This is a genomic window from Kitasatospora sp. NPDC048365 (genome assembly GCF_043200835.1).
Classification (GTDB): Bacteria; Actinomycetota; Actinomycetes; order Streptomycetales; family Streptomycetaceae; genus Kitasatospora; species Kitasatospora terrestris.
On record NZ_JBICYJ010000019.1, the window covers coordinates 67679 to 92900 of the forward strand.

At 71.6% G+C, this 25222-nt stretch carries 25 protein-coding genes, 1 tRNA gene and 1 pseudogene; 18 read left to right on the plus strand and 9 right to left on the minus strand.

The window, feature by feature from the left end:
• Nucleotide 1 precedes the first annotated feature (1 nt).
• The 10 genes from ACGFX4_RS20590 (at nucleotide 2) to ACGFX4_RS20635 (ending at nucleotide 7012) form a co-directional block, all read left to right on the plus strand.
• On the plus strand, nucleotides 2-1390 hold the full coding sequence (locus tag ACGFX4_RS20590; RefSeq protein ID WP_393076226.1) for an FtsK/SpoIIIE domain-containing protein: 1389 nt from the start codon (nucleotides 2-4) through the stop codon (nucleotides 1388-1390).
• A 91-nt stretch (nucleotides 1391-1481) separates the two neighbouring features.
• Nucleotides 1482-2114 (plus strand): DUF2637 domain-containing protein, encoded by a 633-nt coding sequence (locus ACGFX4_RS20595; protein WP_393076229.1) that lies wholly within the window; start codon nucleotides 1482-1484, stop codon nucleotides 2112-2114.
• A 14-nt stretch (nucleotides 2115-2128) separates the two neighbouring features.
• Nucleotides 2129-2320 carry a mobile element transfer protein gene (locus tag ACGFX4_RS20600; RefSeq protein ID WP_393076232.1) on the plus strand — a complete coding sequence of 64 codons (192 nt, stop codon included), beginning with the start codon at nucleotides 2129-2131 and terminating at the stop codon, nucleotides 2318-2320.
• 15 nt (nucleotides 2321-2335) lie between these two features.
• Nucleotides 2336-2539 (plus strand): hypothetical protein, encoded by a 204-nt coding sequence (locus ACGFX4_RS20605; RefSeq protein ID WP_393076235.1) that lies wholly within the window; start codon nucleotides 2336-2338, stop codon nucleotides 2537-2539.
• Nucleotides 2536-3072: a hypothetical protein gene (locus tag ACGFX4_RS20610; RefSeq protein WP_393076238.1), complete on the plus strand. Its 537-nt coding sequence runs from the start codon at nucleotides 2536-2538 to the stop codon at nucleotides 3070-3072. The genes ACGFX4_RS20605 and ACGFX4_RS20610 overlap by 4 nt, the downstream gene beginning before the upstream one ends.
• Before the next feature lie 78 nt (nucleotides 3073-3150).
• Nucleotides 3151-3690: a GGDEF domain-containing protein gene (locus tag ACGFX4_RS20615; RefSeq protein WP_393076241.1), complete on the plus strand. Its 540-nt coding sequence runs from the start codon at nucleotides 3151-3153 to the stop codon at nucleotides 3688-3690.
• Nucleotides 3691-3985: 295 nt separating this feature from the next.
• On the plus strand, nucleotides 3986-4171 hold the full coding sequence (locus ACGFX4_RS20620) for a hypothetical protein (protein WP_393076244.1): 186 nt from the start codon (nucleotides 3986-3988) through the stop codon (nucleotides 4169-4171).
• Between the two features lie 77 nt (nucleotides 4172-4248).
• Nucleotides 4249-5679 carry a replication initiator gene (locus ACGFX4_RS20625; protein ID WP_393076246.1) on the plus strand — a complete coding sequence of 477 codons (1431 nt, stop codon included), beginning with the start codon at nucleotides 4249-4251 and terminating at the stop codon, nucleotides 5677-5679.
• The gene (locus ACGFX4_RS20630) at nucleotides 5664-5885 is read left to right on the plus strand and encodes an excisionase family DNA-binding protein (protein WP_345698078.1); all 222 of its coding nucleotides are present in this window, start codon (nucleotides 5664-5666) and stop codon (nucleotides 5883-5885) included. The genes ACGFX4_RS20625 and ACGFX4_RS20630 overlap by 16 nt, the downstream gene beginning before the upstream one ends.
• Nucleotides 5885-7012, plus strand: a complete 1128-nt coding sequence (locus ACGFX4_RS20635) for a tyrosine-type recombinase/integrase (RefSeq protein ID WP_393076250.1) — start codon at nucleotides 5885-5887, stop codon at nucleotides 7010-7012. The genes ACGFX4_RS20630 and ACGFX4_RS20635 overlap by 1 nt, the downstream gene beginning before the upstream one ends.
• Nucleotides 7013-7091: 79 nt before the next feature.
• Here ACGFX4_RS20635 and ACGFX4_RS20640 read toward each other — a convergent pair.
• Nucleotides 7092-7165: transfer RNA gene (locus tag ACGFX4_RS20640), tRNA-Gly, on the minus strand.
• Nucleotides 7166-7339: 174 nt separating this feature from the next.
• On the opposite strand from ACGFX4_RS20640, the gene ACGFX4_RS20645 reads away from it, so the two are divergent.
• A complete protein-coding gene (locus ACGFX4_RS20645) occupies nucleotides 7340-7561 on the plus strand; it encodes a hypothetical protein (protein WP_393076252.1) in 222 nt (73 codons plus the stop codon).
• 82 nt (nucleotides 7562-7643) lie between these two features.
• Nucleotides 7644-8219 carry a dCTP deaminase gene (gene dcd / locus ACGFX4_RS20650; protein WP_345698081.1) on the plus strand — a complete coding sequence of 192 codons (576 nt, stop codon included), beginning with the start codon at nucleotides 7644-7646 and terminating at the stop codon, nucleotides 8217-8219.
• A gap of 104 nt (nucleotides 8220-8323) precedes the next feature.
• On the opposite strand, the gene ACGFX4_RS20655 is transcribed toward dcd, so the two are convergent.
• The 5 genes and pseudogenes from ACGFX4_RS20655 to ACGFX4_RS20675 all read right to left on the minus strand — a co-directional run bounded on the left by ACGFX4_RS20655 (nucleotide 8324) and on the right by ACGFX4_RS20675 (nucleotide 15145).
• Complete coding sequence (locus tag ACGFX4_RS20655) at nucleotides 8324-9214, minus strand: metal-dependent hydrolase (protein ID WP_393076256.1); 891 nt, start codon at nucleotides 9212-9214, stop codon at nucleotides 8324-8326.
• A gap of 162 nt (nucleotides 9215-9376) precedes the next feature.
• On the minus strand, nucleotides 9377-10306 hold the full coding sequence (locus ACGFX4_RS20660; RefSeq protein ID WP_393076259.1) for a Yip1 family protein: 930 nt from the start codon (nucleotides 10304-10306) through the stop codon (nucleotides 9377-9379).
• 220 nt (nucleotides 10307-10526) lie between these two features.
• A pseudogene (locus ACGFX4_RS20665) lies at nucleotides 10527-11600 on the minus strand (sugar phosphate nucleotidyltransferase); the annotation flags it as partial.
• Between the two features lie 163 nt (nucleotides 11601-11763).
• Nucleotides 11764-12834, minus strand: a complete 1071-nt coding sequence (locus ACGFX4_RS20670; RefSeq protein ID WP_393076262.1) for a LamG domain-containing protein — start codon at nucleotides 12832-12834, stop codon at nucleotides 11764-11766.
• A 94-nt stretch (nucleotides 12835-12928) separates the two neighbouring features.
• The gene (locus ACGFX4_RS20675) at nucleotides 12929-15145 is read right to left on the minus strand and encodes a (Fe-S)-binding protein (RefSeq protein ID WP_393076265.1); all 2217 of its coding nucleotides are present in this window, start codon (nucleotides 15143-15145) and stop codon (nucleotides 12929-12931) included.
• Between the two features lie 283 nt (nucleotides 15146-15428).
• On the opposite strand from ACGFX4_RS20675, the gene dnaK reads away from it, so the two are divergent.
• From dnaK to ACGFX4_RS20705, 6 genes are all read left to right on the plus strand, one after another.
• Complete coding sequence (dnaK, locus tag ACGFX4_RS20680) at nucleotides 15429-17273, plus strand: molecular chaperone DnaK (RefSeq protein ID WP_393076268.1); 1845 nt, start codon at nucleotides 15429-15431, stop codon at nucleotides 17271-17273.
• On the plus strand, nucleotides 17270-17857 hold the full coding sequence (gene grpE, locus ACGFX4_RS20685; RefSeq protein ID WP_345698087.1) for a nucleotide exchange factor GrpE: 588 nt from the start codon (nucleotides 17270-17272) through the stop codon (nucleotides 17855-17857). The genes dnaK and grpE overlap by 4 nt, the downstream gene beginning before the upstream one ends.
• Before the next feature lie 120 nt (nucleotides 17858-17977).
• The gene (dnaJ, locus tag ACGFX4_RS20690) at nucleotides 17978-19120 is read left to right on the plus strand and encodes a molecular chaperone DnaJ (RefSeq protein ID WP_393076272.1); all 1143 of its coding nucleotides are present in this window, start codon (nucleotides 17978-17980) and stop codon (nucleotides 19118-19120) included.
• A gap of 7 nt (nucleotides 19121-19127) precedes the next feature.
• Complete coding sequence (locus ACGFX4_RS20695; RefSeq protein WP_393076275.1) at nucleotides 19128-19637, plus strand: heat shock protein transcriptional repressor HspR; 510 nt, start codon at nucleotides 19128-19130, stop codon at nucleotides 19635-19637.
• Nucleotides 19638-19841: 204 nt separating this feature from the next.
• Nucleotides 19842-20831, plus strand: a complete 990-nt coding sequence (locus ACGFX4_RS20700; protein ID WP_393076278.1) for a hypothetical protein — start codon at nucleotides 19842-19844, stop codon at nucleotides 20829-20831.
• 615 nt (nucleotides 20832-21446) lie between these two features.
• Nucleotides 21447-22073 (plus strand): hypothetical protein, encoded by a 627-nt coding sequence (locus ACGFX4_RS20705; protein WP_345698091.1) that lies wholly within the window; start codon nucleotides 21447-21449, stop codon nucleotides 22071-22073.
• Between the two features lie 32 nt (nucleotides 22074-22105).
• Here ACGFX4_RS20705 and ACGFX4_RS20710 read toward each other — a convergent pair whose 3' ends face one another.
• The 3 genes from ACGFX4_RS20710 to ACGFX4_RS20720 are packed head-to-tail and all read right to left on the minus strand — an operon-like array spanning nucleotide 22106 to nucleotide 24994.
• A complete protein-coding gene (locus tag ACGFX4_RS20710) occupies nucleotides 22106-23074 on the minus strand; it encodes a LuxR C-terminal-related transcriptional regulator (protein ID WP_393076281.1) in 969 nt (322 codons plus the stop codon).
• A 5-nt stretch (nucleotides 23075-23079) separates the two neighbouring features.
• Nucleotides 23080-24024, minus strand: coding sequence for a LuxR family transcriptional regulator (locus ACGFX4_RS20715; protein WP_393076284.1), 945 nt, complete (start codon nucleotides 24022-24024; stop codon nucleotides 23080-23082).
• Entirely contained in the window at nucleotides 24017-24994 is a 978-nt protein-coding gene (locus tag ACGFX4_RS20720; RefSeq protein ID WP_393076287.1) for a LuxR C-terminal-related transcriptional regulator, read from the minus strand. Before ACGFX4_RS20720 ends, ACGFX4_RS20715 begins: the two co-directional genes overlap by 8 nt.
• Nucleotides 24995-25222 lie beyond the last annotated feature (228 nt).

The following is a 25222-nucleotide window of genomic DNA, read 5'->3' on the forward strand; positions in this document are numbered from 1 at the left end:
CGTGTCGGGGGAACTGCTTCTCGCCGAGGTCGGCGGCTCGCTCGCCGCTCTCGTGGGGACTGCTGCGTACACCCGGGTGAAGGCTCCGGCGGTGTACTGGTCGACGGTCGGTCTCCCGGCTGCCGCTGTGCGGTTCGCGGCGACGTACGGCAGCACGATGGACGCGTGCGGGCTGACCGTGGCGCCGTCGCGGCTGCGGGTGCTGGTGACCCGGGCGACGACCCGCCGGGAGATCCGGCCGGTGCCGCCGCGTATCCGCCGGGTCCGTCCGACGTCGACCGGGATGCGGGTGCGGCTTCGGCTCGCTCCCGGCCAGGAACCGGCTGACGTGGCGGCTTCCGCCGAGCGTCTGCGGCACGCGTGGGGTGTCCACTCCGTGCACGTCGCGGAGATCAAGCCCGGTGTCGTGGAGCTGCGGATGACCGGCTTCGATGTCCTGCGTCAGGTGCGGATGCCGCGCCGGGTGCCGTCCGGTCACCTGGTGGTGCCGGTGGCGATGCGGGAGGACGGGACCGCGTATGTCCGCGACTACCAGGCCGTGCCGCACGCGATGACGCTCGGTGCTCCGGGCAGCGGCAAGTCCGTCTACGTCCGCAACCTGGTCACCGGCCTGGCCAAGCTGCCGGTCGCGATCGCCGGGATCGACTGCAAGCGGGGCGTCGAACAGGCCCCGTTCGCCCCTCGCTTGTCGGCTCTGGCCACCGACCCGGACATGGCCCGGGACCTCCTGGACGCCCTGGTGGCCGAGTTGGAGGACCGGTACGACCGGATTCGCGACTACCAGGGGCTGCCGCGCACGGTCGCGGACGAGGAGATCACTTCCGACATCTGGGGCCTGCCCGCGAAGCTTCGACCGGTGCCGCTGATCCTGATCGTGGACGAGGTCGCGGAACTCTTCCTCGTCGCCACCCGCAAGCACGAGGAACGCCGGGACCACATGGTCACCCAGCTGATCCGCCTCGCCCAGCTCGGCCGCGCCGCCGGCATGTACCTGGAGGTGTGCGGGCAGCGCTTCGGCGCCGAACTCGGACGTGGCGCGACCATGCTCCGCGCCCAGCTCACCGGCCGCGTGGTCCACCGGGTCAACGACAAGGCCACCGCCGAGATGGGGCTGGGCGACATCTCCCCGGAGGCCGTCCTCGCCTCGACTCAGATCGCCCCGGAGATGCCAGGCGTCGCGGTCGCCGGAGACACCTCCGGAGGCTGGTCCCGGATCCGCACCCCTGATCTGTCCCTGGCCGAGGCCGCCGCCGTCTGCCGCCGCACCGCCCACCTGGTGCCTGACCTGCCCGCGCTCGACCAGTTCCGGCCGCACGTCCCGCCGGCCGTCGTGATCCCGGCGAAGCCCTCCGTGTCTCCCGGGCTCGTCCCGAACCCGGCCAGCGAGTAGCACCCGACTTCACCCGCCCGGCGCACTCGCGCCACGTCCCTACCCCGTCATGCCCCAACGGCCAACCGTTCTGACAAGGAAGGAACGGCCCATGCGCCTCCCGCGCCCGGACGCCGTCCTCGTCCAAGCCGCCATCGCCGGTGCCCTGTCCTTCGCCCACCTCCACGACCTGGCCGAAGCCGCCGGACAACACGGCTGGAAGGCCTGGGCCTACCCGGTCTCCGTGGACCTGCTGCTGGTCGCTGCGTGGCGCCGCATGCGGACCCTGCGCACCGCCCACCGCCCCGCGGCTTCCGCCTGGACCTGGTTCGGCATCGCCCTGACCGCCTCACTCGGCGCCAACGTCGCCACCGCCGGACTCCTCAACCTGACCCACGTGCCCTCGTGGCTGCGGATCCTGGTCGCCGGATGGCCCGCCCTGGCCTTCTTCGGCGGCACGCTCCTCGCCCACACCACCACCGCGCACGTCCAGGACGACAGCCCCGAGGTCGACCTCCCGCTGTACGAGCCCCCGGAAGCCCTGGACCTGGTGGAACCGGCCGCACCGGAACCGGCCCCGGAGCCGCCGGCCATCGCGGTACCCGCCGCCCTGCTCGACCACGCCCGCAAGGTCGCCGCCGACCACCAGACCCGCACCGGTGAGCCGATCGACGCGGACACCCTGCGCGCCCGCCTTGGCGTCCCGCCGCACTTCGCCACCGCGATCACTGCACAGCTCGCCTGACAGGAGGTCAGCCCATGCCCCGCCCGATCCGCCCCCGCAACGTCTCCCGCATCGGCCCCGTCCAGGTCGCCACCTACTACGACGGCCGCGGCCGCGAACGCCACACCGCCGTCTGCACCGCCCCGCGCTGCGGCTTCTCCGCGGACTACGACAGCCGCCCCGCCGCCGAGATCGCCGCCCGCACCCACCGCTGCGCCGTCCGCTGACAGGAGAGCTCCGCCATGACCATCACCCTGCCCCTGGTCCTCGTCCTCGGGATCCTCGCCTGGGCCGTCGTTCGCTTCCTCGGCGTCCGTCTCTGGGTCGCCGTCGTGATCGGCCTGTTCGGCTTCTACCTCGCCAGCACGTTCATCGCCCCGGTGATCGACGGCGCCACCCGCACCGGCGTCGAGGTCGTCAACGGCACCCAGCAGGACCGGCGATGACCACCGCCCTCGTCCTCCCGGGCGTCCTCGCGCTGACCCCCGAGGGCGCCGCCCTGGTCGCCGAGATCGAGGCCTACCTCGCCACCCTGCCGGCCACCGCCCGGCCCGCCGTCCCGTACGTCTGCCCGCACGGCAGCACCGTCCAGGCCTGGAACGCGGGCTTTCAGCTGCCCCGCCCGACGCTCCTCGACCGCATCGCCCACCGCCCGGCCCGCCCGCTGGCGGTCACGGTCGCCGACCACCTGGCCCTCGCCAACCGGTACATGACTGCGTTCGGCTGGACCCAGGGACGGCTGTGGGACTCCGCCGGCCGCGTCTGTCTCCTCGGTGCCCAGGCCGCCGTCCTCGCCCACGGCTACGGCACCCCGACCACCGTCGTCCGCGCCCGTGTCCAGGTGATGGAAGTCCTCCACGCCACCGGACGCCCCGTGCCCTCCCCCGACGCCTACAACGACGACCCGACTACCCGTCAGGCCGACGTGCACCACCTGCTCGACCGGGCGTCTGCCCGCGCACTGTCCCTCGGCATCTGACCGAGCCTCCCGGGCGGTCAAGCCGCCAAGCATCCCGCCGCCCCGAGGCCCCGCAGCCCACCCGGAAGGACTCGCACCGTGGACCTCGCCCCGATACTCGCCGCCAGCCTGCCGCTCCTCGGCTGGACCACCCACGGCACCTACCTCGCCCGCCGCCTGGCCACCGCCCGCCGCGACCCACTCACCGGGCTCCTCACCCGCGACGGCTTCACCACCCGCGCCGAACGCCTCATCCGCTCCCACCCCGACCGGACCACCGTCCTCCTGATCGACCTGGACGACTTCAAGGCAATCAACGACACCCACGGCCACGCCACCGGAGACGCCGTCCTCAAGGCCACCGCCGACCGCCTCACCGACTGGTGCGGGCCGTCCGGACTGGTCGCCCGACTCGGTGGGGACGAGTTCGCAGCCGTTGCCCTCGACGCCACCCACCGGCTCCCCGGCCTTACCGCGGCTCTTCGCCAGCCGGTTGAACTCGGCGGCCTGGTCCTCGACGTCAGCGCATCCGTCGGCATCTCACACCCGGCCGCGCTCCTGCTCACCGAGGCCCTGTCGGCGGCCGACCGCGACATGTACGCCCACAAGCCCGGAAGCCGGACCTCGCGTCGCCGGTGAGGTGTGCGGTCGGCGCTGGCGGGACTCACTCTTAGCCCTCTACTAGGCCTGGCCGTCGGTTAGGTCACGGGCGCTACCCGTGCCGCCCCCAGACAGAACCAGGGAGGCCGGCCGCTTTACGGAGCTGGACTCCCCGGAAGCCGACCGCACGCCCGCAGGGTAGCCGCGCACACCGACAGTCCCACCGGCCGCGATCTCCGCAAGACCGTCCCCGGGGCGGCAAAAGCCGCCAAGCATCCCACCGCCCCGAGGACTGCAACCCCTTCCCGAACCGAAGCCCACGAAGGAGACCTTCATGATGCCCCCGCAGCCCCACCGCCACGCCCGGATCTGCCCGAACTGCGACGGCTTCGCCCGCGTAGCCATCGCCACCGGAAACCACCTCCCCGATGGCTCCCGCCACACCATCCCGGTCAACTGCCTCACCTGCCACGGCCTCGGCGTCATCGCCCGCCCCCTGGCTACCGCCAAGAGCGCCTGACCGGCCAGACGACCGCCCGCCCCGGAGCCCCCGGCCACCCGCCGGCACTCCGGGGCCCCTGTCGGAGGGAACCGCCCGTGCCCCGCACCACCGCCCCGGCGCCCGACCTGGAGCGCCTGGCTGTCGCCGACCTCGCCCGCCTCGCCTCCCGCGGCGACCTGCCCAAGCTCCGCGAACAGATCGTCCGCACCGGAGGCTGCTCGAACCCGATCCACCTGTCCGGCTTCCGCACCCTCACCCACGTCCCGACCGGCAACGTGCTGCACCGCTACTCGACCTGGCACGAACCCGGCCACCGCCTCAAGGTCGCCTGCGGCAACCGCCGGGCCTCCCGCTGCACCTCCTGCGCCCGCACCTACTCCGCCGATACCTTCCACCTCATCCGCGCCGGCCTCGCCGGAGACGACACCAAGGGCGTCCCGGCCACCGTCCGCTCCCACCCCCGGGTCTTCGCCACCCTCACCGCCCCGTCCTTCGGCCCGGTCCACAACCGCCCCGACAAGGGCCGCTGCCACTGCGGCACCCAGCACCCGGCCGACTCCCCGATCCTCGGCACCCCGCTCAACCCCGACCGCTACGACTACGCCCACGCCGTGCTCTGGAACAACCACGCCCCCGACCTGTGGCGCCGCTTCACGATCTACCTGTTCCGCACACTGGCGAAGATGGCCGGGCTCTACCAGTACGAGCTCAAGGAGCAGGCGAAGATCTCCTTCGGCAAGGTCGCCGAGTACCAGCGCCGAGGCGCCGTCCACTTCCACGCCGTCATTCGCATCGACGGCCCCACCGGCCCCGACTCCCCGCCCCCGGCCTGGGCAACCGTGAGCCTGCTGGACGCCGCGATCCGCTCCGCCACCGACCGCGCCACCGTCCCCCTCGCCGCCGCCGGCCACCTGCCCGCCCGCGTCCTGGGCTGGGGCGACCAGGTCGACGTCCGACCCATCAAAGGCTTCGCGAACGGTGAGATCACCGAACAGGCCGTCGCCTCCTACGTCGCCAAATACGCCACCAAGTCGGCCGAGGCCACCGAGACCGTGGACCGCCGCATCCTCGAACGCCGCGAACTCGACCGCCACCAACTCCCCGACCACACGCGCCGCCTGATCGAAGCATGCTGGGACCTCGACCCGCTCTACCGGGGCCGACTGCTGGCCCACTGGTCACACATGCTCGGCTTCCGCGGCCACTTCTCCAGCAAGTCCCCCACCTACTCGACCACCCTCAGCGCGCTCCGCCAGGTCCGCGCCGACTACCGCGCCACCGAGGCCCGCACCGCACTCCGCGAACGCCTCCTCGCCGCCGGCCATCCCGACCTGGACGAACTGCCCGACACAGACACCCTCGTCCTCGCCCACTGGGTCTTCGCCGGATCGGGCAACTCGCCCGGTGAATCCCTGCTCGCCGCCAGCATCGCCCGCGAGCTGCACGAACGCCGCACCACCGACCGACAGGAGATGAACGCGCAACTCGCGCGAGAAGGGGAGGAGATGGCATGGACCGACTGCTGACGGTCAAGGAAGTCGCCGAACACCTCGGCACCTGGGAGACCAGCGGGGAGCGCTTCCCCCGTCGGCTCGTCGCCGAACGCCGCATCGCCTTCGTCAAGGTCGGCCGGCACGTCCGCATCCCCGCGGCGGCCCTCGCCGACTTCATCGCGGCCAACACCGTCCAGCCGGTCACCCGCCGGACCCGTCGACTGCGGGCGGTGGCCTGATGGCGGGCAAGCGCCGGCAGTTCGGCCGGATCCGGAAGCTCCCGTCGGGCCGCTTCCAGGCTCGGTACCTCGGTCCGGACGGCCTGCTCCGCCCGGCTCCGGAGACGTTCGAGACCAAGGCGGACGCCGATGACTGGCTCGCCGAGATGCAGACCGCGATCCGCAAGAAGGACTGGCGCGACCCGGACGCCGGCGCGGTCAACTTCACCGAGTACGCCGAGGCATGGATCACCGAGCGCGGGCTGATGCCGACCACAGAGGAGCTGTACCGGAGGCTGCTGCGGCTGCACCTCGTGCCCACCTTCGGCGAGTGGGACTTGGACGAGATCACGTCGCCGCGCATCCGGACCTGGCGGGCCGCGCTGCTGGCGACCGGCAAGCCCACGACCACGGCGAAGGCGTACCGCCTGCTCAAGGCTGTTATGGCGACCGCCACCGACGATGAACTGATCCGCCGCAACCCGTGCCGGATCAAGGGGGCTGGCAAGGAGTCCGCTGCGGAACGAGGGATCGCCACCGTCGAGCAGGTCTACGAGCTGGCCGAGCTGGTGGGGCCTCGCTGGCGTCTGATGGTGCTGCTCGGCGCCTTCACGACGCTCCGCCCCGAGGAGTTGGCCGAGCTGCGGCGGCCGGACTTCGACCTGGTCGCCGAGACAGTCCGGATCCGTCTCGCTGCCCCGGAGCTGAACACCGGCCGGCGGGCCCTCGGCGAGACCAAGACCGAGGCGGGCAAGCGGATCATCACGATCCCGGCGGCCGTGCTGCCGGACGTCCGGATGCACCTGGAGCTGTTCGCCGAGAGGGAGTCGGACGGACTCGTCTTCGTGGGTGAGAAGGGCGCCCCGTTCCGCCGGACCAGCTTCGGCCGGATCTGGCGCAAGGCACGCGCCAAGGCAGGCATGCCGGACTTCCGCTTCTACGACCTCCGTCACACGGGCAACACCATGGCGGCCGCCACCGGCGCCAGTCTCAAGGAGCTGATGGCTCGCATGGGGCATGCCTCCGTCCGGGCGGCGCTGATCTACCAGCACGCAACCAGCGAGCGGGACAAGAAGATCGCCGACGGCATGGACGCGGAGATCACGCGCCGGATCGGCCGGGGCACGCCCCCGCCGGCGGAGGCATAAGGCACGCAGGGGGCACGGGATCCCCGAATTGGTTCAGACAACAAAGAAACCCCAGGTCATTGACCTGGGGTTTTCTCTGTGGAGCGGGCGACGAGAATCGAACTCGCGCTCTAAGCTTGGGAAGCTCATGTTCTACCATTAAACTACGCCCGCATCTGACAGTCCGTCACAGACGGTCTGATCAAGCACCACTGTACCCCATCGCCGGAGCGGTTTGGGGCGTGCTGCGAGGGGCGGCGAGCCGTTGTGCACCGTGTCCGGAAGATCCCCTAATGTGACGCTGTCGCCTGGGCGCAGGCCGCGGAAGAGTGTGGGGAAAGGGGACCGATGGAGCAGCGCACCGTCGTTCGTTGTGCCGAGGGGCACGTGTTCAGCACCGCCACGTTTCCGATGCAGAACCTCCTGGAGGGACGGCTCGGGCCGGGGAGACTGATCCGCTGCCCGCAGTGCGGACGGCTGCGGAACTCGGTGCCGGCGGACGTCGCTGAGCTGTCCGGGGCCCAACTGGCCCGCGCGTTGCGGCTGGAAGCGGTCGAGTCGCTGGCCTGAGCCGTCCCGGAACGGTTCGGACGGGCTCCGGAGGGCCCCCGCGATTGGGCGGGGGCCCTCCGCTGCACGTAACCTCGGGGGCGTGCTGCTCTCTGACAAGGACATTCGTACCGAGATCGACAAGGGCCGGGTCGTGATCGACCCGTTCGAGCCCGCGATGGTCCAGCCCTCCAGCATCGACGTGCGGCTGGACCGTTTTTTCCGGGTGTTCGAGAACCACCGGTACCCGTACATCGACCCCTCCGAGGAGCAGTCGGACCTGACCCGGCTGGTGGAGCCGGAGGGCGACGAAGCGTTCATCCTGCACCCGGGCGAGTTCGTGCTGGCCTCGACGTACGAGGTGATCACGCTGCCGGACGACGTGGCGGCGCGCCTGGAGGGCAAGTCGAGCCTCGGCCGGCTCGGTCTGCTGACGCACTCGACGGCCGGCTTCATCGACCCGGGCTTCAGCGGTCACGTGACCCTGGAGCTGTCGAACGTGGCGACCCTGCCGATCAAGCTGTACCCGGGCATGAAGATCGGCCAGCTGTGCCTGTTCCGGCTGAGCTCGCCCGCCGAGCACCCGTACGGCTCGGAGCGGTACGGCTCGCGCTACCAGGGCCAGCGCGGCCCGACGGCCTCGCGTTCGCACCTGAACTTCCACCGCACCCAGGTCTGACCGACCGCGGACGAGAAGCACCGGAGGGCGGCCCGGTCCCGGCAGGGACGGGCCGCCCTCGCGCGTGTCCGCCGACGGGCCGCGGCGGGGGCGTTCCAGGCCGCTCAGGCGCGCTTGGGGCGGGTGACGGCGACCAGTTCGGCGCCGTCCTCGGAGAGCCGCAGTTCGGTGCGGAGCTCGGCGAGTTCGCCGAGGTGGTGCAGGTGGGTGCCGCCGCAGAAGATCTCGGCGGGGCCGGCCGGGAGGTCGGCGTGCCAGCGGCGACGGGCGGTCAGCTCCGGGCCGGGGACCTCGATGCGGACGGCCGCGTCGGCGGCGACCCAGGCGGCGAGCTGGGCGTTGACGGTCGCGGTGAGGGCGGGCAGTGCGTCGGCGAGGGAGGGCAGCTCGTCGGTGGCGTCGGTGGTGAAGCCCTTCTTGCGCAGCGACTTGCCGAGCCGGTAGGTGTCGGTGCTGGCCTCGGTGTCCATCACCGAGGTGTCCATCGCGAGGCTGTCGAAGTCGGGGCTGCCGAAGGCGTCGGAGCGGCCCGGGTCCTTGCGCCAGCGCGGGGCGAGCCCGGCGTTGAGGGCGAGCGCGAGCAGGTGGCAGCCGGTGTGCGAGGCGGAGAGCAGGCCCCGGCGCTCGGCGTCCACGGCGAGTGCGGCGGTCTTGCCGACCACGTCGGCCGGGATCTCCTCGACCACGTGCAGGACCAGCCAGGACCACTCCTCGTCGCCGCGGCGGACCGGGATGTCGGCGCCGACCAGCGGGTCGCCGCCGTCCGGGCCGACGCCGCCGGTGAGGCAGTCGACGACGGCGTAGCCGGTGCCGTCCACGGTCAGCGTGCCGAGGTCGGCGGGCTGGTCGGGCCAGGTGTGGTCGAGCGGGTGGAACGGGGTCGCCTCGGTGACCACGGCGCTGCGGCCGTCGGCGAGGCGGTGCACGGCGAGGATCGGCGACTCGCCGGTCACCGCTCCGGCCGGGAAGCTGACGTGGGTGGTGGGCAGGGGCATGCGGGGCTCCGGAGCACGAGGGTCGGCCGGGGATCGCCCGGCGTCGAACACCACAGCCTACAAAATCCCAGCATGCGGACAGCCGGGGAAGCCCGGGGGCCGTACAGCCGGAAAGCCGGAGAGCCGCGCAGACGGAGCCGCGCGGCCCGGGCGCCGGCCGGCTCAGCCCAGCGTGGGCAGCTTGATCAGCACCAGCAGCGCGAGCAGCTGCACCGCGGCGGCCCCGGCCGCCTTGCCCCAGGGCAGGTCGTGCACCCGGCGGACCATGGTGGTCAGCAGGGCGGCGCAGGCCAGCCAGGTCGCCCAGCCGACCACCTGCACCACCGGGTTGGTGACCGGCAGGAAGAGCGCGAGCAGCAGCCGCGGCGCGTCCGTGGTCCAGGTGATCAGGACGGCCAGGCCGACGGTGGACTGCCAGGGCCCGTCGCCGCCGAACTGGCGGGCCAGCGCGTAGGTGACGGCGCCGAGCACCGCCCCGGCGAGGCTGAAGCCGACCGCGGCGGCGACGATCGCCCAGACCGCGACCGAGAAGGTGGAGTTGACCACGTCCCCGCGGGTGGAGCCGATCGCGAAGACGGCGAGCACGCCGTAGAGCAGCGAGACGCAGAGCGCGGGCAGCCAGGCCTGGTGGTCGCGCATCCGGTCGAAGGTCCGGTTCGGCTCGCGGTACATCCCGACCAGCAGCTCCCGCCAGGGCAGCCGGGGGCCGCCCTGGTGCGGTGCGGACTGGCCGCCGGCCCGGTAGACGGCGACGTTGTCCTCGCCCCGGTAGCCGCCGTGCGGGTCCTGCTCGGGGCCGCCGCCGTCGTACCCGGCGTCGTAGCCGCCCTGGTAGCCGTAGTCGCCCTCGTACGGCTGGTAGGGCTCGGTGCCGCCGTACGGGTGACCGCCGTACGGCTGGCCCCCGATCGGGAAGGCACGGGTGTGCCCCGGCTGGTCGCCGGGGCCGTCCGCCGGGTAGGGCGGCTGCGGGGCGGTGAAGTACTCGGGCTCCCCCGCCGGGCCGCCGTACTGCGGCGTCTGCCCGCCGGGCGTCGACCACCCCTGTCGGGGGTCGACGCCCTGCCCGTTGTCGTTTCGATTGCCAGCCACGCTTCGACGGTACCTGCTGTCGCTGACCGTCCGTCCGTTGATCACGGTGCCGGGCCGCGATTGCAGCCGTCCTGTGACGCGGGCCGGGTGGTGGCCCGGGAGGCCGTCCGGAGGGCGTCCGGGAGCCCCCGGCGGGGAGCCGGGGTCAGTTCCCGACGCGGGCGGCCGGGGCGTGCACCGCGGCGGCGGCGGTGGTGCCGGCCGGGCAGCCGCCGGGGCCGGCGGTGAGCCGGACGGCGCCGGTGGGCAGCAGGGTGCCGCAGGCGATCCGCAGGCCGGGCGGCAGCTCGTTCTCGGGCTCCAGCACCGCGCCGTCGCCGATCACCGCGCCGTCCAGCGAGCAGCGTTCGCCGACCACGGCGTACGCGCCGACGATCGAGTCCTTCACGTAGGCGTCCGGGCCGATCGCGGCGCCGGGGAGGATCACGCTGCCCTCGACGATGGCGCCGGCGGCCACGGTGGCGTCCTCGGAGACCACGGTGCCGTTGGAGAGCACGGCGCCCTGGTCGACCCGGGCACCGGGCAGCAGCAGCGCCTCACCGGTCGGGCCGGGGACGGCCGGGGAGTCGACCTTGCCGAGCACCAGGTCGGCGGAGCCGCGGACGAACGCGCCGGGCGTGCCGAGGTCCAGCCAGTACGAGGTGTCGACCACGCCGCGCAGCAGGGCGCCCTCGGCGAGCAGCTTGGGGAAGGTCTCGCGCTCGACGGACACCTCCCGGCCGGCCGGGATGGTGTCGATCACCGAGCGGGTGAAGACGTAGCAGCCCGCGTTGATCTGGTCGGTGACGATCTGCTCGGGGGTCTCCGGCTTCTCCAGGAACTCCAGCACCCGCCCGTCCTCGTCGGTCGGGACCAGGCCGAAGGCGCGTGGGTCCTCGACCCGGGTGAGGTGCAGGGTGACGTCGGCGCCGCCGGCCACGTGGCTGTCGCGCAGCGCGGCGATGTCCACGCCGGAGAGGATGTCGCCGTTGAAGACCAGGACCGGCTCGTCGGGGCCGCAGGTCAGGCCGGAGGCGGCGTTGCGGATGGCGCCGCCGGTGCCGAGCGGCTCCTTCTCGGTGAGGTAGACCAGCTCGATGCCGTACGGGCTGCCGTCCTGGAAGTGGTCCTCGAAGACCTCGGCGAGGTAGGAGGTGGCCAGCACGACCCGGGTGACTCCGGCGGCGGCGGCGCGGGCCAGCTGGTGCGCGATGAACGGCACCCCGGCGACCGGCAGCATCGGCTTGGGCGTGTGGGTGGTCAGCGGGCGCAGCCTGGTGCCCTTGCCACCGACCAGCATGATCGCCTCGGGCATGCGGTACGTCTCCCTTTGCTGCATTGCCGGCGGGCCCTGTCCGGTCGCCTCCGGCGGACCCGCAGGTCGCGGGTCCGCAGCCTAATCTAGTTCCCCCGCTCCCCGCCCCGGTCAGCCAGGGGTCGGGCTGGAGCCTGCCGATCGGCGGGGGACGGCGGGTGGTTCAGGGCAGCAGCCAGGAGTACGCCGCGGGAACCCCCGCCGAGGCGCCGCCGCTCGCGTTCAGCCGGCCGACGGCGTCGGCCGGGAGCGCCTGGTTCCAGATCTGCAGGTCGGCGATGGCACCGTCCCAGTTGTCGGTCCACTGGTCCTTCCAGCGGGTGCGGCCGATCTGGGTGGGGCCGCCGGTCTGCCAGATCCCGGGAACGGCGGTGGTCTGCTGGAGGACGCCGTTGACGTACAGCGAGATCTTCTTGCTGCCCGCGTCGTAGACGCCGGTGAGCAGCAGCCACTGGCCGGTGGTGGCGGTGGCGGTGGAGAAGGCCTGGCGGACGTTGCGGTCGTCGTTGCCGGCCGCGCTCTGGATCTTGAAGACCCACTGGTTGTGCTCGCCCCAGTAGTCGCGGCCCAGGTAGAACGAGTAGTAGCCGCCGGTGCCCTGACTGATGATCGCCCGCGCGCCGGTGGGGGCGTTGTTGCGGACCACGGCGGAGACGGTGAAGCTCTTGCCGGTGTCGACCAGCGGGGCCCCGCTCTGGGCGTTGCCGTCGGCGCTGCCGTGCAGGTTGAGGGTCGGGCCGCGGTGGCCGTCGGCGGTGCCCACGGCGGCGCCCGCGCCGAGGGTCAGGCCGGCCAGCTGGGCCGGCGGCACGGGAGCGGTGGCACCGGTGGAGGCGGAGGCGCTCTTCCCGGGCCTGGGGGAGCCGCTGGGGCTCGCGGAGGCGGACGCTCCGGGGGAGGCCGGGGCGGAGGCCGAGCCGGACGCGGAGGCGGACGGGGAGGCGCTGTCGGGCGCGGGCCCGTCGGGCGCGGCGCTGACCGGTGCGGTGGGGGCCGCGACGTCGTGCCGCCCGTCCCCGCCGGGGCGGGAGACGGCCAGCGCGGTGGCGACCAGGGCGCCGACCACGAGTACGGCGGCCGCGCCGCCGCCGATCTTCCACAGCCGCTTGCGCCGGTGCTCGCGCTCGTTGGCCTCGGCCATCGCCGCCCAGTCCGGGGCCGCGCTGGTCACCGTCGGCAACTGCCCGCCCCAGCCCGGCGTTCCCCCGCCCGGCACTCCCCCGCCATCGCTCATGGCGCCGATGCTAGGCCATCCCGAACGGGTGTACGGCGAAGGCCCCGCCCGCCGCCACGGGGGCGGTGGACGGGGCCTTCGGGGCGGGTGGCCGTCAGGCCTCGACCGGCTCCGCGTCGGGCTCGACGGGCTGTGCCTTGACCGAGTCCAGCAGCAGCTGGGCGACGTCGACCACCTTCAGGTGCTCCTTGGCGGCGCCCTCGTTCTTCTTGCCGTTGACCGAGTCGGAGAGCATCACCAGGCAGAACGGGCAGGCGGTGGAGACGATGTCTGGGTTGAGGGACAGCGCCTCGTCCACGCGCTCGGTGTTGATGCGCTTGCCGATCCGCTCCTCCATCCACATCCGCGCGCCGCCGGCGCCGCAGCAGAAGCCCCGCTCCTTGTGGCGGTGCATCTCCTGCTGGCGCAGGCCCGGGACCTTGTCCATGATCTCGCGCGGCGGCGAGTAGACCTTGTTGTGGCGGCCCAGGTAGCAGGGGTCGTGGTAGGTGATCAGGCCCTCGACCGGGTTGACCGGCAGCAGCTTGCCCTCGTCGATCAGGTGCTGCAGCAGCTGGGTGTGGTGGATGACCTCGAAGTGGCCGCCCAGCTGCGGGTACTCGTTGGCGATGGTGTTGAAGCAGTGCGGGCAGGTGGCCACGATCCGCTTGACCGGGGCGTCCTCGAGCGCGGCGTTCAGGGTCTCGACGTTCTGCGCGCCGAGCATCTGGAACAGGAACTCGTTGCCCAGGCGGCGCGGGGAGTCACCGGTGCAGGTCTCCTCCTTGCCGAGGATCGCGAACTTCACGCCCGCGGTGTGCAGCAGCTCGGCGAAGGCCTTGGTGGTCTTCTTGGCCCGGTCCTCCAGGGCGCCGGCGCAGCCGACCCAGTAGAGGTACTCGACCTCGGCGGGGTCGATGTCCTCGCCGATCACCGGCACCTCGATGCCGGTCTCCTTCTTGAGCTCCTTGACCCAGTCCAGGCGCGCCTTGGTGGCCAGGCCCCACGGGTTGCCCTTGTTCTCCAGGTTCTTGAGCATCGTCCCGGCCTCGGTCGGGAAGCTGCTCTCGATCATCACCTGGTAGCGGCGCATGTCGACGATGTGGTCGATGTGCTCGATGTCCACCGGGCACTGCTCGACGCAGGCGCCGCAGGTGGTGCAGGACCACAGCACGTCCGGGTCGATGACGCCGTTCTCCTCGGCGGTGCCGATCAGCGGGCGCTCGGCCTCGGCCAGCGCCGCGGCGGGCACGCCCGCCAGCTGCTCGGCGGTCGCCTTCTCCTCGCCCTCCATGTCCTTGCCGCCACCGGCGAGCAGGTAGGGGGCCTTGGCGTAGGCGTGCTCGCGCAGGCTCATGATCAGCAGCTTGGGCGAGAGCGGCTTGCCGGTGTTCCAGGCGGGGCACTGCGACTGGCAGCGGCCGCACTCGGTGCAGGTGGAGAAGTCGAGGATGCCCTTCCAGGAGAAGTGCTCGACCTGGGAGACGCCGAAGACCGCGTCGTCGGCCGGGTCCTCGAAGTCGATCGGGGCGCCGCCGCTGGTCATCGGACGGAGCGCGCCGAGTGCGGTGGCGCCGTCCTCCTCGCGCTTGAAGTAGATGTTGAAGAAGCCGAGGAAGCGGTGCCAGGCGACACCCATCGACGGGTTGATGCCGATGGTGATGGCCCACGCGAAGGAGATGCAGATCTTCAGCATCGCGAAGATGTAGATCAGGTTGACCAGCGTGCCGTGCGCGACGCCGTTGAAGGCGGCGACGATCGGGTACGAGATCAGGTACGTCGGGTCGTAGGAGTCGACGCCCTCCAGGGCGCCCTCCAGGCCGCGCAGCATCATGATGCACAGGCCGATGCCGAGGATCGTGTACTCGACGTAGAACGCCTGCCAGGCGATCGAACCGGCGAACCGGGACTTGCGGCCGGCCCGCGAGGGCAGGCTGAGCAGCCGGATCACGATCAGGGTCAGGATGCCCAGCGTGGTCAGGGTGCCGATCAGCTCGACGAAGATGTTCCAGGGCAGCCAGTGGCCGATCACCGGCAGCGCGAACTCGGCGTCGAAGAGCTGGCCGAAGGCGTTGACCAGGGTCAGTACCAGGGAGAAGAAGCCGACCGCGACGAACCAGTGCGCGATGCCGACGATGCCCCACCGGTTCATCCTGGTGTGGCCGAGGAATTCGACCGCGACGGTCTTCACCCGCTGCAGGGGCGAACCGAAGCGGGTGGTGTCGACCGCGCCGGTCCTCACCACCCGGTAGATGTACGCGGCCGCACGGGCGGCGAGCGCGGTGCCGATCACAGTCGTGACCAGCGAGATGACGATCGCTGCTAGCTGCATCGGCTCTCCGTCTCCAGCGGCTTCGTGGCAGTGTCCTGATTGAGTGTACTCGTCGGTAACTTGCATGGCCGACGCGCCGGACATTACCGGTCGTTAACACTTCTATTGAAGATGCTCAAGGTATGGCGACAGTCACGTAAGGCCACACTCACCCGGTCGGACGGCATCGCGACATAAGCGCTCAGTAAAGTTGAGCGACACGGACTCATGGCTGTTGACGCTGTCCGGTCGGTCATGCATGCTTGAGTCCGTACAGCTCAACTTCTCCCCGGAGGTATTCACGATGGCACGCGCGGTCGGCATCGACCTCGGTACGACGAACTCCGTCGTCAGTGTTCTTGAGGGCGGTGAGCCCACGGTCATCACCAACGCCGAGGGTGCTCGGACCACGCCGTCCGTCGTCGCCTTCGCCAAGAACGGCGAGGTCCTGGTCGGTGAGGTCGCCAAGCGTCAGGCGGTCACCAACGTCGACAGGACCATCCGGTCGGTCAAGCGCCACATGGGCACCGACTGGAAGATCAACCTGGACGGCAAGGACTTCAACCCCCAGCAGATCTCGGCCTTCATCCTGCAGAAGCTGAAGCGGGACGCCGAGGCCTACCTGGGCGAGACGGTCACCGACGCCGTCATCACCGTCCCGGCCTACTTCAACGACTCCGAGCGCCAGGCCACCAAGGAGGCCGGCGAGATCGCGGGCCTGAACGTCCTGCGCATCGTCAACGAGCCGACCGCGGCCGCCCTGGCCTACGGCCTGGACAAGGACGACCAGACCATCCTGGTCTTCGACCTCGGTGGCGGCACCTTCGACGTCTCGCTGCTGGAGATCGGCGACGGCGTCGTCGAGGTGAAGGCCACCAACGGTGACAACCACCTCGGTGGTGACGACTGGGACCAGCGCGTCGTCGACCACCTGGTGAAGGTCTTCCAGGCCGGCCACGGTGTCGACCTGTCCAAGGACAAGATGGCCGTCCAGCGTCTGCGCGAGGCCGCCGAGAAGGCCAAGATCGAGCTGTCCTCGTCCTCCGAGACCTCGATCAACCTGCCCTACATCACGGCCTCCGCCGAGGGCCCGCTGCACCTGGACGAGAAGCTCAGCCGCTCCCAGTTCCAGCAGCTGACCGCCGACCTGCTGGACCGCTGCAAGGTCCCGTTCCACAACGTCATCAAGGACGCCGGCATCCAGCTGTCCGAGATCGACCACGTGGTCCTGGTCGGTGGCTCCACCCGCATGCCGGCCGTCGCCGAGCTCGTCCGCGAGCTGACCGGCGGCAAGGACGCCAACAAGGGCGTCAACCCGGACGAGGTCGTCGCCATCGGCGCGTCCCTGCAGGCCGGTGTGCTGAAGGGCGAGGTCAAGGACGTCCTGCTGCTCGACGTCACCCCGCTGTCCCTGGGCATCGAGACCAAGGGCGGCATCATGACCAAGCTGATCGAGCGCAACACCACGATCCCGACCAAGCGCTCCGAGATCTTCACCACGGCCGAGGACAACCAGCCGTCCGTGCAGATCCAGGTCTACCAGGGCGAGCGCGAGATCGCGGCGTACAACAAGAAGCTCGGCATGTTCGAGCTGACCGGCCTCCCGCCGGCGCCGCGCGGTCTGCCGCAGATCGAGGTCACCTTCGACATCGACGCCAACGGCATCATGCACGTGGCCGCGAAGGACCTCGGCACCGGCAAGGAGCAGAAGATGACCGTCACCGGCGGCTCCTCGCTGCCGAAGGACGAGGTCAACCGGATGCGCGAAGAGGCCGAGAAGTACGCGGAGGAGGACCACAAGCGCCGCGAGGCCGTGGAGACCCGCAACCAGGGCGAGCAGCTCGTCTACTCGACCGAGAAGTTCATCGCCGACAACGCGGACAAGCTCCCGGCCGACGTCAAGACCGAGGTCGAGACCGCCATCGGCGAGCTCAAGGAGGCCCTGAAGGGCGAGGACTCCGCGGCGATCCGCGAGGCCACCGAGAAGGTCTCCACCACCGCCCAGAAGCTCGGCGCCGCGCTCTACTCGCAGGCCGACGGCGCGGGTGCGGCCGGTGCCGCCGGTGCCGGCGAGTCCGCCGCCAAGGACGACGACGTGGTCGACGCCGAGATCGTCGACGACGAGAAGCCCAAGGGTGGTGCGGCATGACGGAGAAGCCGCAGGGCGAGCAGCCCGGCGACGACTCCGCCGCCGAGGAGGCCGTCCTCAAGGCGGCCGAGGAGGCCGTGTCCGGCGCGGCGGGCGAGGAGCTCGCCGCCGCCAAGCGGGAGGCCGGCGAGCGCACGGCCGACCTCCAGCGCCTCCAGGCCGAGTACCAGAACTACCGCAAGCGGGTCGAGCGCGACCGGCTGACGGTCCGCGAGATCGCCGTCTCCAACATCCTGGAGTCGCTGATCCCGGTGCTGGACGACATCGGCCGGGCCCGTGAGCACGGCGAGGTGACCGGCGGCTTCAAGTCCGTCGCCGAGTCGCTGGAGACCGTGGTCGCCAAGCTGGGCCTGCAGCAGTTCGGCAAGGAGGGCGAGCCCTTCGACCCGACGCTGCACGAGGCGCTGATGCACAGCTACTCCTCGGAGGTCACCGAGGACACCTGCGTGCAGATCCTCCAGCCGGGCTACCGGATCGGCGAGCGGATCATCCGCCCGGCGATGGTCGCGGTGGCCGAGCCCCAGCCCGGCACCCAGACCACCGCGGAGCCCGATGCCGACAAGGCCGACGGCACCGAGAGCTGAACCAGCTGACCCCAGCTGACAACCCGTGCGCTGCGGAGTCGTACGTCGTCCAGTACGACGGCCGGCTCCGCAGCGCCGTATCCACGCACAGACATCTCCGGGAGGTGGCGGTAACCAGCCATGAGCGCTAAGGACTACGTGGAGAAGGACTACTACAAGGTCCTCGGCGTGCCCAAGGACGCCACCGCCGCCGAGATCAAGAAGACGTACCGGAAGCTCGCCCGCGAGTTCCACCCGGACGCCAACAAGGGTGACGCCAAGGCCGAGGAGCGTTTCAAGGACATCTCCGAGGCCTACGACGTCCTCTCGGACGACAAGCGCCGCAAGGAGTACGACGAGGCCCGCTCGCTGTTCGGCTCGGGCGGATTCCGGCCGAACGGCGCCGCCGGCGGCTCCTTCGACTTCGGCGACCTGTTCGGCGGGGCCGGCCCGCAGAGCGGCGGCGGGCTCGGCGACGTGTTCGGCGGCCTGTTCAACCGCGGCGGCCGCACCGCCCAGCCGCGCCGCGGCGCCGACGTCGAGACCGAGGTCACCCTCTCCTTCGAGGAGGCGGTCGACGGCGCCACCGTCCCGCTGCGGATGACCAGCCAGGCCGCCTGCCGCTCCTGCGCCGGGACGGGCGCCAAGGCCGGCACCACCCCGCGGGTCTGTCCGACCTGCGTCGGCGCCGGCACCGTCAGCCGCGGCCAGGGCGCCTTCGCGCTCTCCGAGCCCTGCCGGGACTGCAAGGGCCGCGGCATGATCGTCGACGACCCCTGCACCGTCTGCCACGGCAGCGGCCGGGCCTCCTCCGCCCGCACCATGCAGGTCCGCATCCCCGCGGGCGTGCAGGACAGCCAGCGGATCAGGCTCAAGGGCAAGGGCGCCCAGGGCGAGCGCGGCGGCCAGCCCGGCGACCTGTACGTCACCGTCCACGTCGACGCGCACCCGGTCTTCGGCCGCAAGGGCGACAACCTCACCGTCACCGTGCCGGTGACCTTCCCCGAAGCCGCGCTCGGCGGCACCATCGAGGTGCCGACGCTGAACGGCCCCGCCGTGAAGCTGAAGCTGCCCGCCGGCAGCGCCAACGGCCTCACCATGCGGGCCCGCGGCAAGGGCGCCACCCGCAAGGACGGCACCCGCGGCGACCTCCTGGTCACCGTGGAGGTCGTGGTCCCCAAGCACGTCACCGGCGACGCGCTGGACGCCTTGGAGCAGTACCGCGAGGCCACCGCCTCGGACGACCCGCGAGCCGCCCTCTTCAAGGCGGCGGAGGGAGCGTGATCACCCCATGACCCCGACCCCCGACAGTCCCATCGGCCCCGGCCTCGGCGAGGGCCTGCCCGGCTCCGCCGGCCCGACCGCGCGCCGCGTCACCGCGACGGCGTACGTGCTCACCGAGGAGACCCCGGTCTACGTGATCTCGGTCGCCGCCGAGCTCTCCGGCCTGCACCCGCAGACCCTGCGCCAGTACGACCGGCTCGGCCTGGTCTGCCCCGACCGCACCGCCGGCCGCGGCCGGCGCTACTCCGCGCGCGACATCCAGCAGCTGCGCGAGGTCCAGCGGCTCTCCCAGGACGAGGGCATCAACCTGGCGGGCATCAAGCGCATCATCGAGCTGGAGAACCAGGTCGCCGCCCTGCAGTCCCGGGTCGCCGAGCTGGCCGACGCCCTCGACGGCGCCGCCGCCACCCTCCAGCAGCGCGAGGCCGCCGTGCACGCCTCCTACCGCCGCGACCTCGTCCCCTACCAGCAGGTCCAGCAGTCCAGCGCCCTGGTCGTCTGGCGCCCCAAGCGCTGACCCCGCCCAGCTCAGCTGCCGGTTCCCTCCTCCCGGGGGGTGCCGGCAGCGGCGGCTTGGTGAGAGAGTGCTCAGCATGCTGCGAGAGTCGATCTCGTTGTCCCGAATCCAGGTGGCTGCCACAGGTTCACGGCCTAGGATCCGTGGAGTAGCGGCGGCGAGAGCACATGAACTGCTTGTCCGATCAATGACAAGGAGCCTGGGATGAGTGGGCGAGAGCATCCGGGAACCGGGCAGGGGGCTCGGATCCTGTCTTCTGATGCGCGCGCACTCTATTTGAAGGCCATCGATCAAAACGGCCGTCTGATCCGGAAGGAATGCACCGCCTCCGATGAGGCCGCACTCAATGAACTTCTGGGAATAGGCCTTCTGATATCCGACAGTGAGGATGCGGGAATCCTCGTCGCGTCCGATCCCGCCCAACTGTCGGCCGGACTCAGCTCCACCTGGCAGCGGCAGGCACTCGATCTCCTGGCGCGGGCCGTCGCCCTGCCGTCCGACCTCAACGAGCTCGCCGAGGCCTTCCACCGGCCCAGCGACAGCGGCGGCTCCATCGAGTACGTCCACGGCAAGGCCCTCATCAACCAGCGGCTGCAGCACGCCATGGCCGTCGGCATGGGGGAAGGACTGGCCATGCAGCCCGGCGGGCCGCGCCCGCCCGAGATGCTCGCGTCGAGCATGACGCGGGACCTCGCGACACTGCGTCAGGGCACCGCCATGCGCACCATCTACAACGCGAGCACCCGCTACCACCAACCCACCCGGGACTACGTGTCGACGCTCGCCAAAGAGGGGTGGATGTTCCGCACGCTGGACGAACCGTACGCCCGGCTGCTCATCATCGACCGGCGTCTGGCCGTCATTCCCGTCGTCGACTACGACGTGGCCGCCTTCGTCCACGATCCGGCCGTGATCACGTTCATGGCGGAGGAGGTCTTCGAGCGCAACTGGAGCCGCGCGCTGGAATTCGACGGTGACCGTGCGGTGCCGCAGCAAGTGGTCTCGCGCCTTCGTCGCACGATCATCGATCTGCTGCTGTCCGGCACCAACCACCGCGTCATCGCCCGCCGACTGGGCATCAGCGAGCGTACGCTCGCCCGCCACATCGCCGAGATGCGCGAGGAGCACAACGTCGACTCGCTGTTCCAGCTCGGCTACATCCTGGGCCGGACGTCACACGAAGAACACGACTGACAGGTCTTCAACAAGTGGTGCTTCCGGCATCTCCACATGGACCTGTCGGTCTCGCGGAGACTTGGTCCCCACGCCCGGAAGCGGGACAAATCATCCCTTTTCCGCTCAACTCCAGTTGAAGTCGTCAGCAGCAGCAGCAAGCGCGACCGACGGAGGGGCGTCCGCACCGGCCACACCGCCCGTGACCTGCCCGGAACCTCCCAAGAGCAAGCCGCCCACCACCAAGGTCGCGGCAGCAACTACCGGCACCACAACCTTCCGAACAAGCCGATACACGCCAGACACGGGCCCACCCCTTTCCAAAGCTCCGCGAGCCAAACTAATAGGACTAACGCCCACATGATGCCGCACCCCTGTGGCGCTGTCATCCACCGCGCCCCTGCCGGTGCGTCATCTCCCTGCCAGTCATCCAGATGCCAGGGAGGAAAGCTGGACGCGCGCGCTCTCGCCGATGGACGATCAGTTCGCTCCCGATGGTCCATTGCAAGATCTTGAACTTGCCAATGAACTGTCAATCGCCCGAGGACGGGCACACCACAACGAGCAAGAGCAGCTACCGTCCACAGCGCCTGCCGGCACCAACCACACCCGGTCGGCCTTTTTCGCGGAGTCGACATGAGTGAGCCCCACCTGCGTCAACGCGCGGCCCAGACCCCCGAGGGCCGGCGTGCACGTGTGTTCCTGGCCGCGCCGCTGATGCGGCTCACCGGTCCGGCCGACAGCGTGGTGACGCTCGCCAGCCGGGCGCGGCTGACCACCCTGCGCACCACGCTGCTGCGCAGCGGTGCGGCGGTCTACAGCGCGCACCACAGCGACGCCTGGACGGTGGCCGGCCGCGCGCCGGAGCCCCGGGTGCCCTCGGACTTCCGGGCCCTGCAGACCGCCGACCTGGTGTTCGCGTACGTCGGCGCGCCGCTGTCGGCCGGGGTCAGCCTGGAGCTGGGCTGGGCGTCGGCGCTGCGCAAGCCGATCGTGCTGCTGGTCGACGAGGCGATCACCCACAACCCGCTGATCGCCACGATCGAGCAGGTCTCCCCGGTGCTGCCGCTGGTCTTCGACGACACCTGGTCGCAGGACGCGCTGCACCACACCGTGGAGACCGCGCTGGACTGGGCGGGCATGGCGCTGTCGCTGCGCGGCGGCTTCTGGACCGCGCCCGGCGACCAGTTCCCGCGCCCGCGTCGGGAGCCCCCGGCGGGCGGCCCGTACGGCTTCTGGTCCTCCGAGGTCGCGACCGGCTGACGGCCGTTCGGACGGCCGGCCCACCCGCCGGCTCAGTCCGCCGACGGACCCTCGGCTCCCCGCATCTGCCAGCCCAGCTGGAAGAGGGTCTCGGCGTCGTAGAGCTCGCGCAGGCGGGAGATGTGGCCGGCGACGGTCCGCTCGCTCAGCCCGAGCCGGTTGGCGATCGCCCGCTGGGTCAGACCCTTGGCCAGCAGCCGGCCGACCTGCTCGTGCACCGGCAGGCTCTCGGCGGTGTCGCTGACCGAGCCCCACTGGACCCGCTCCGCCCGCTCCCAGTCCCGCTCGAACACCCCGACCAGGAAGCCGACCACCGCCGGGTCCTCGATGAAGGCCGCGCTGCTGTTGTCCGGCGAGGCCGGGATCACCGCGACCCGCCGGTCGAAGACCAGCACCCGGGTGAACGGCTCGCTGAGGATCCGGATCCGCTCGCCCCAGCCGGTGACCTGCGCCGCGTAGCGCACGGTGGCCTCGTCGAAGCGCGCCGCCGGCTGGTAGAGCGTGCGCAGCTGGCCGCCCTGGGCGAGGTACTCGCGGGTGCGCGGCAGGGCGTACTCCAGGTGGTCCGCCGGCCGGGCCCCGCCGGGCTGGGCCGCCAGCACCTCCTCGCGGCACTCCGCCTCCAGCTGGACGATCCGGTGCCGGATCTCCCGGAAGTCGTCGATGTGCTGGATCTCACTGGAGCGGTCCACCTTGCGCGGGGTGGCGTCGTACGCCTCCGTCAGCTCGGCCAGCAGCGAGGGCATCTCCTCGGCCTGGACCAGCATCCGGGTGCCGGCCGAGCGGAGCTCGGCGCTGATCCGCTCGCTGACCGAGCGCGGGTTGACCGCGGTCAGCGACTCGTCGGCGGTGTGATGGATCACCAGGCCGAGCTCCATCAGTCGCAGCACGCCGGCCGCGTCCTGCTCGACCGCCTCGCGGAAGCCGACCCGCCCGCCCTGTTCGAGGATCGCCTGGTAGAGCTTGCGCTCCCGCTCGTTGGGCAGCGATCCCGCATTCAATCCACTCACTCCGCACCTCGCATCTGCCATCCCAACTGGAACAGCGTCTGGGCGTCGTAAACGTCACGCAGACCCGCGATATGTCCCGCCACCGTTCGCTCGCTCAGACCCAGCCGGCCGGCGACCGCCCGCTGGGTGAGGCCCTCGGCGAGCAGCCGCCCGATCTGTTGGTGAACTGTCAGACCGTCCTGCTGTCCGAGATCCTGCCACCGGACCCGCTCGGCGCGCTCCCAGTCCCGCAGAAACGCGCTCACCAGCGTGTCGACCGCGGCGGGGTCCTCGACGAAGGCCGCGCTGCTGTTGTCCGGCGAGGCCGGGATCACCGCGACCCGCCGGTCGAAGACCAGCATCCGGGTGAAGGCCTCGTCGAGGACCCGGAACCGCATGCCCCAGCGGGACGCCCGCGCGGCGTAGTCGCGGGTGCTCCGCTCCCGGTAGGTATCCGGCTGGTAGAGGACCTGGATGGTGACGCCGCGGTCGAGGGCGGCGCGCCAGCGGCCGTCGTCGGCCAGGTGCGCGGCAGGCCGGTTGCCCGGCTGGGCCGCCAGGGCCTCCTCCCGGTAGTCGGCTTCGAGTTGGAGGATCCGGTGGCGGATCTGCTCCATCTCGTCGACGTGCCGCACCGTGCTGGCCCGGGCCGTCCGGCGCGGGGCGGTGTCGTACGCCTCGGCGAGGTCGGCCAGCTGGTCCGCGACCCGGTCGGCGCGGCCCAGGCGGGCCAGGCCCTCGGCGCGCAGGCGGTTGCCGGTCCGGCCGGCGACCGCGCGGGGGTCGACGGCCCTGAGCGTCCCGTCGACGGTCTGATGGACCAGCAGGCCGAGCCGCATCAGGGCGAGGGCGGCGGCGGCGTCCTCCGTCACCGCTTCGCGGAACGACGTCCGCCCGCCCTGGGCCAGCACCGCCAGGTACATCGCCCGCTCCGCCGCGCCCGGGGCGGCCGGTTCAGTCACGGCGGCCGCCTCGCATCAACCAGCCGAGCTGGAAGAGCGTCTGGGCGCCGTAGCGCTCGCGCAGGCGGGAGATGTGGCCGGCCACGGTGCGCTCGCTGAGGCCGAGCCGGGAGGCGACGCCGCGCTGGGTCAGACCGGTGGCCAGCAGCCGGCCGACCCGGTCGGAGACGGAGCGGGTGACCTGGCGGTTGTCGACCTGGTGCCACTGGACGAGGTCGGCGCGGGCCCAGTCCCGTTCGAAGCAGGCGACCAGGAAGGCGACGGCGGCCGGGTCCGAGAGCAGGACGGCGCGGCTGTGGTCGTCGGCGGCCGGGATGACGGCGCACCGGCGGTCGACGATGATCATCCGCTGGTACGGCTCGTCGAGGAGGCGGAACTCGGCCCCGATGGAGGTCAGCTCGGCGGCGTACTCGACGGTCACCGACTCGCCGAGGACCATCGGCTGGTAGATGGTGCGGAGCTTTCCGCCGCGGCCGACGAAGGCGCTGTCCTGGGGCCTGGCGAGTTCGAGGCTGGAGGGGGGCCGGGGGCCGGGCTGGGCGGTGAGCAGCTCCTCCTTGCAGTCGGAGACGAGCTCGGCGATGCGGTGGCGGATCCGGTCGCGGCCTTCGAGGTAGACGGTGGGGCGGCTCTGGTCGGCCTCGCGGGGCATCGCGTCGTAGGCGCGGGCGAGGCCGGCGAGGGCGTCGGGCAGCCGGTCGGCGTTCTGGAGGAGGCGGGCCGCCCGGGAGCGCATGTCCGCGCCCAGCCGGTCGCCGACGGAGCGGGGGCTGACGGCGAGGTAGGCGGCGTCGATGGGGTTGGCCATGACGAGGCCGATCGTCAGCAACTGGTCGATCGCGGGCCGGTCGGCGTCGGTGACGGAGGCGACGGGGATCCGGCCGCCCTCGGCGAGGATGGCGAGGTAGCGGCGCGCCGCGGCTTCGTCGGGGAGGCCGTCGCCGTGGTCGGTTGCGGGTTCGGCGGCCACGTCGAGCTCTCCTGCCGGTCTCCTCGGGTCTGTGCGCAGGACATGCTCTCAGCGGTGTCGACCTGCGGGAACGCGGGAGGCCCGCGTCCGGGCGTGTTCCCCGGGGCCAGCGCGCAGTTGCACTCTGAAACCCCGGGGAACCCGCTCGGTTCACGCCGGTCCTGTGACGCTTTCGGCGAGGCGGAGCAGCAACGCCTCACCGACTCCGGTTCCGGGGGCCACCACCAC

Excerpts from the sequence above, each read along its gene's own strand:
- ACGFX4_RS20700 (WP_393076278.1), top strand. The coding sequence starts at position 19,842 with ATGAGTGGGCGAGAGCATCCGGGAACCGGGCAGGGGGCTCGGATCCTG.
- ACGFX4_RS20670 (WP_393076262.1), bottom strand. The coding sequence starts at position 12,834 with ATGAGCGATGGCGGGGGAGTGCCGGGCGGGGGAACGCCGGGCTGGGGC.
- ACGFX4_RS20705 (WP_345698091.1), top strand. The coding sequence starts at position 21,447 with ATGAGTGAGCCCCACCTGCGTCAACGCGCGGCCCAGACCCCCGAGGGC.
- ACGFX4_RS20630 (WP_345698078.1), top strand. The coding sequence starts at position 5,664 with ATGGACCGACTGCTGACGGTCAAGGAAGTCGCCGAACACCTCGGCACC.
- dnaJ (WP_393076272.1), top strand. The coding sequence starts at position 17,978 with ATGAGCGCTAAGGACTACGTGGAGAAGGACTACTACAAGGTCCTCGGC.
- ACGFX4_RS20645 (WP_393076252.1), top strand. The coding sequence starts at position 7,340 with ATGGAGCAGCGCACCGTCGTTCGTTGTGCCGAGGGGCACGTGTTCAGC.
- dnaK (WP_393076268.1), top strand. The coding sequence starts at position 15,429 with ATGGCACGCGCGGTCGGCATCGACCTCGGTACGACGAACTCCGTCGTC.
- ACGFX4_RS20655 (WP_393076256.1), bottom strand. The coding sequence starts at position 9,214 with ATGCCCCTGCCCACCACCCACGTCAGCTTCCCGGCCGGAGCGGTGACC.
- ACGFX4_RS20635 (WP_393076250.1), top strand. The coding sequence starts at position 5,885 with ATGGCGGGCAAGCGCCGGCAGTTCGGCCGGATCCGGAAGCTCCCGTCG.
- ACGFX4_RS20620 (WP_393076244.1), top strand. The coding sequence starts at position 3,986 with ATGATGCCCCCGCAGCCCCACCGCCACGCCCGGATCTGCCCGAACTGC.
- ACGFX4_RS20595 (WP_393076229.1), top strand. The coding sequence starts at position 1,482 with ATGCGCCTCCCGCGCCCGGACGCCGTCCTCGTCCAAGCCGCCATCGCC.
- ACGFX4_RS20605 (WP_393076235.1), top strand. The coding sequence starts at position 2,336 with ATGACCATCACCCTGCCCCTGGTCCTCGTCCTCGGGATCCTCGCCTGG.
- ACGFX4_RS20675 (WP_393076265.1), bottom strand. The coding sequence starts at position 15,145 with ATGCAGCTAGCAGCGATCGTCATCTCGCTGGTCACGACTGTGATCGGC.
- ACGFX4_RS20695 (WP_393076275.1), top strand. The coding sequence starts at position 19,128 with ATGACCCCGACCCCCGACAGTCCCATCGGCCCCGGCCTCGGCGAGGGC.
- ACGFX4_RS20610 (WP_393076238.1), top strand. The coding sequence starts at position 2,536 with ATGACCACCGCCCTCGTCCTCCCGGGCGTCCTCGCGCTGACCCCCGAG.
- ACGFX4_RS20600 (WP_393076232.1), top strand. The coding sequence starts at position 2,129 with ATGCCCCGCCCGATCCGCCCCCGCAACGTCTCCCGCATCGGCCCCGTC.
- grpE (WP_345698087.1), top strand. The coding sequence starts at position 17,270 with ATGACGGAGAAGCCGCAGGGCGAGCAGCCCGGCGACGACTCCGCCGCC.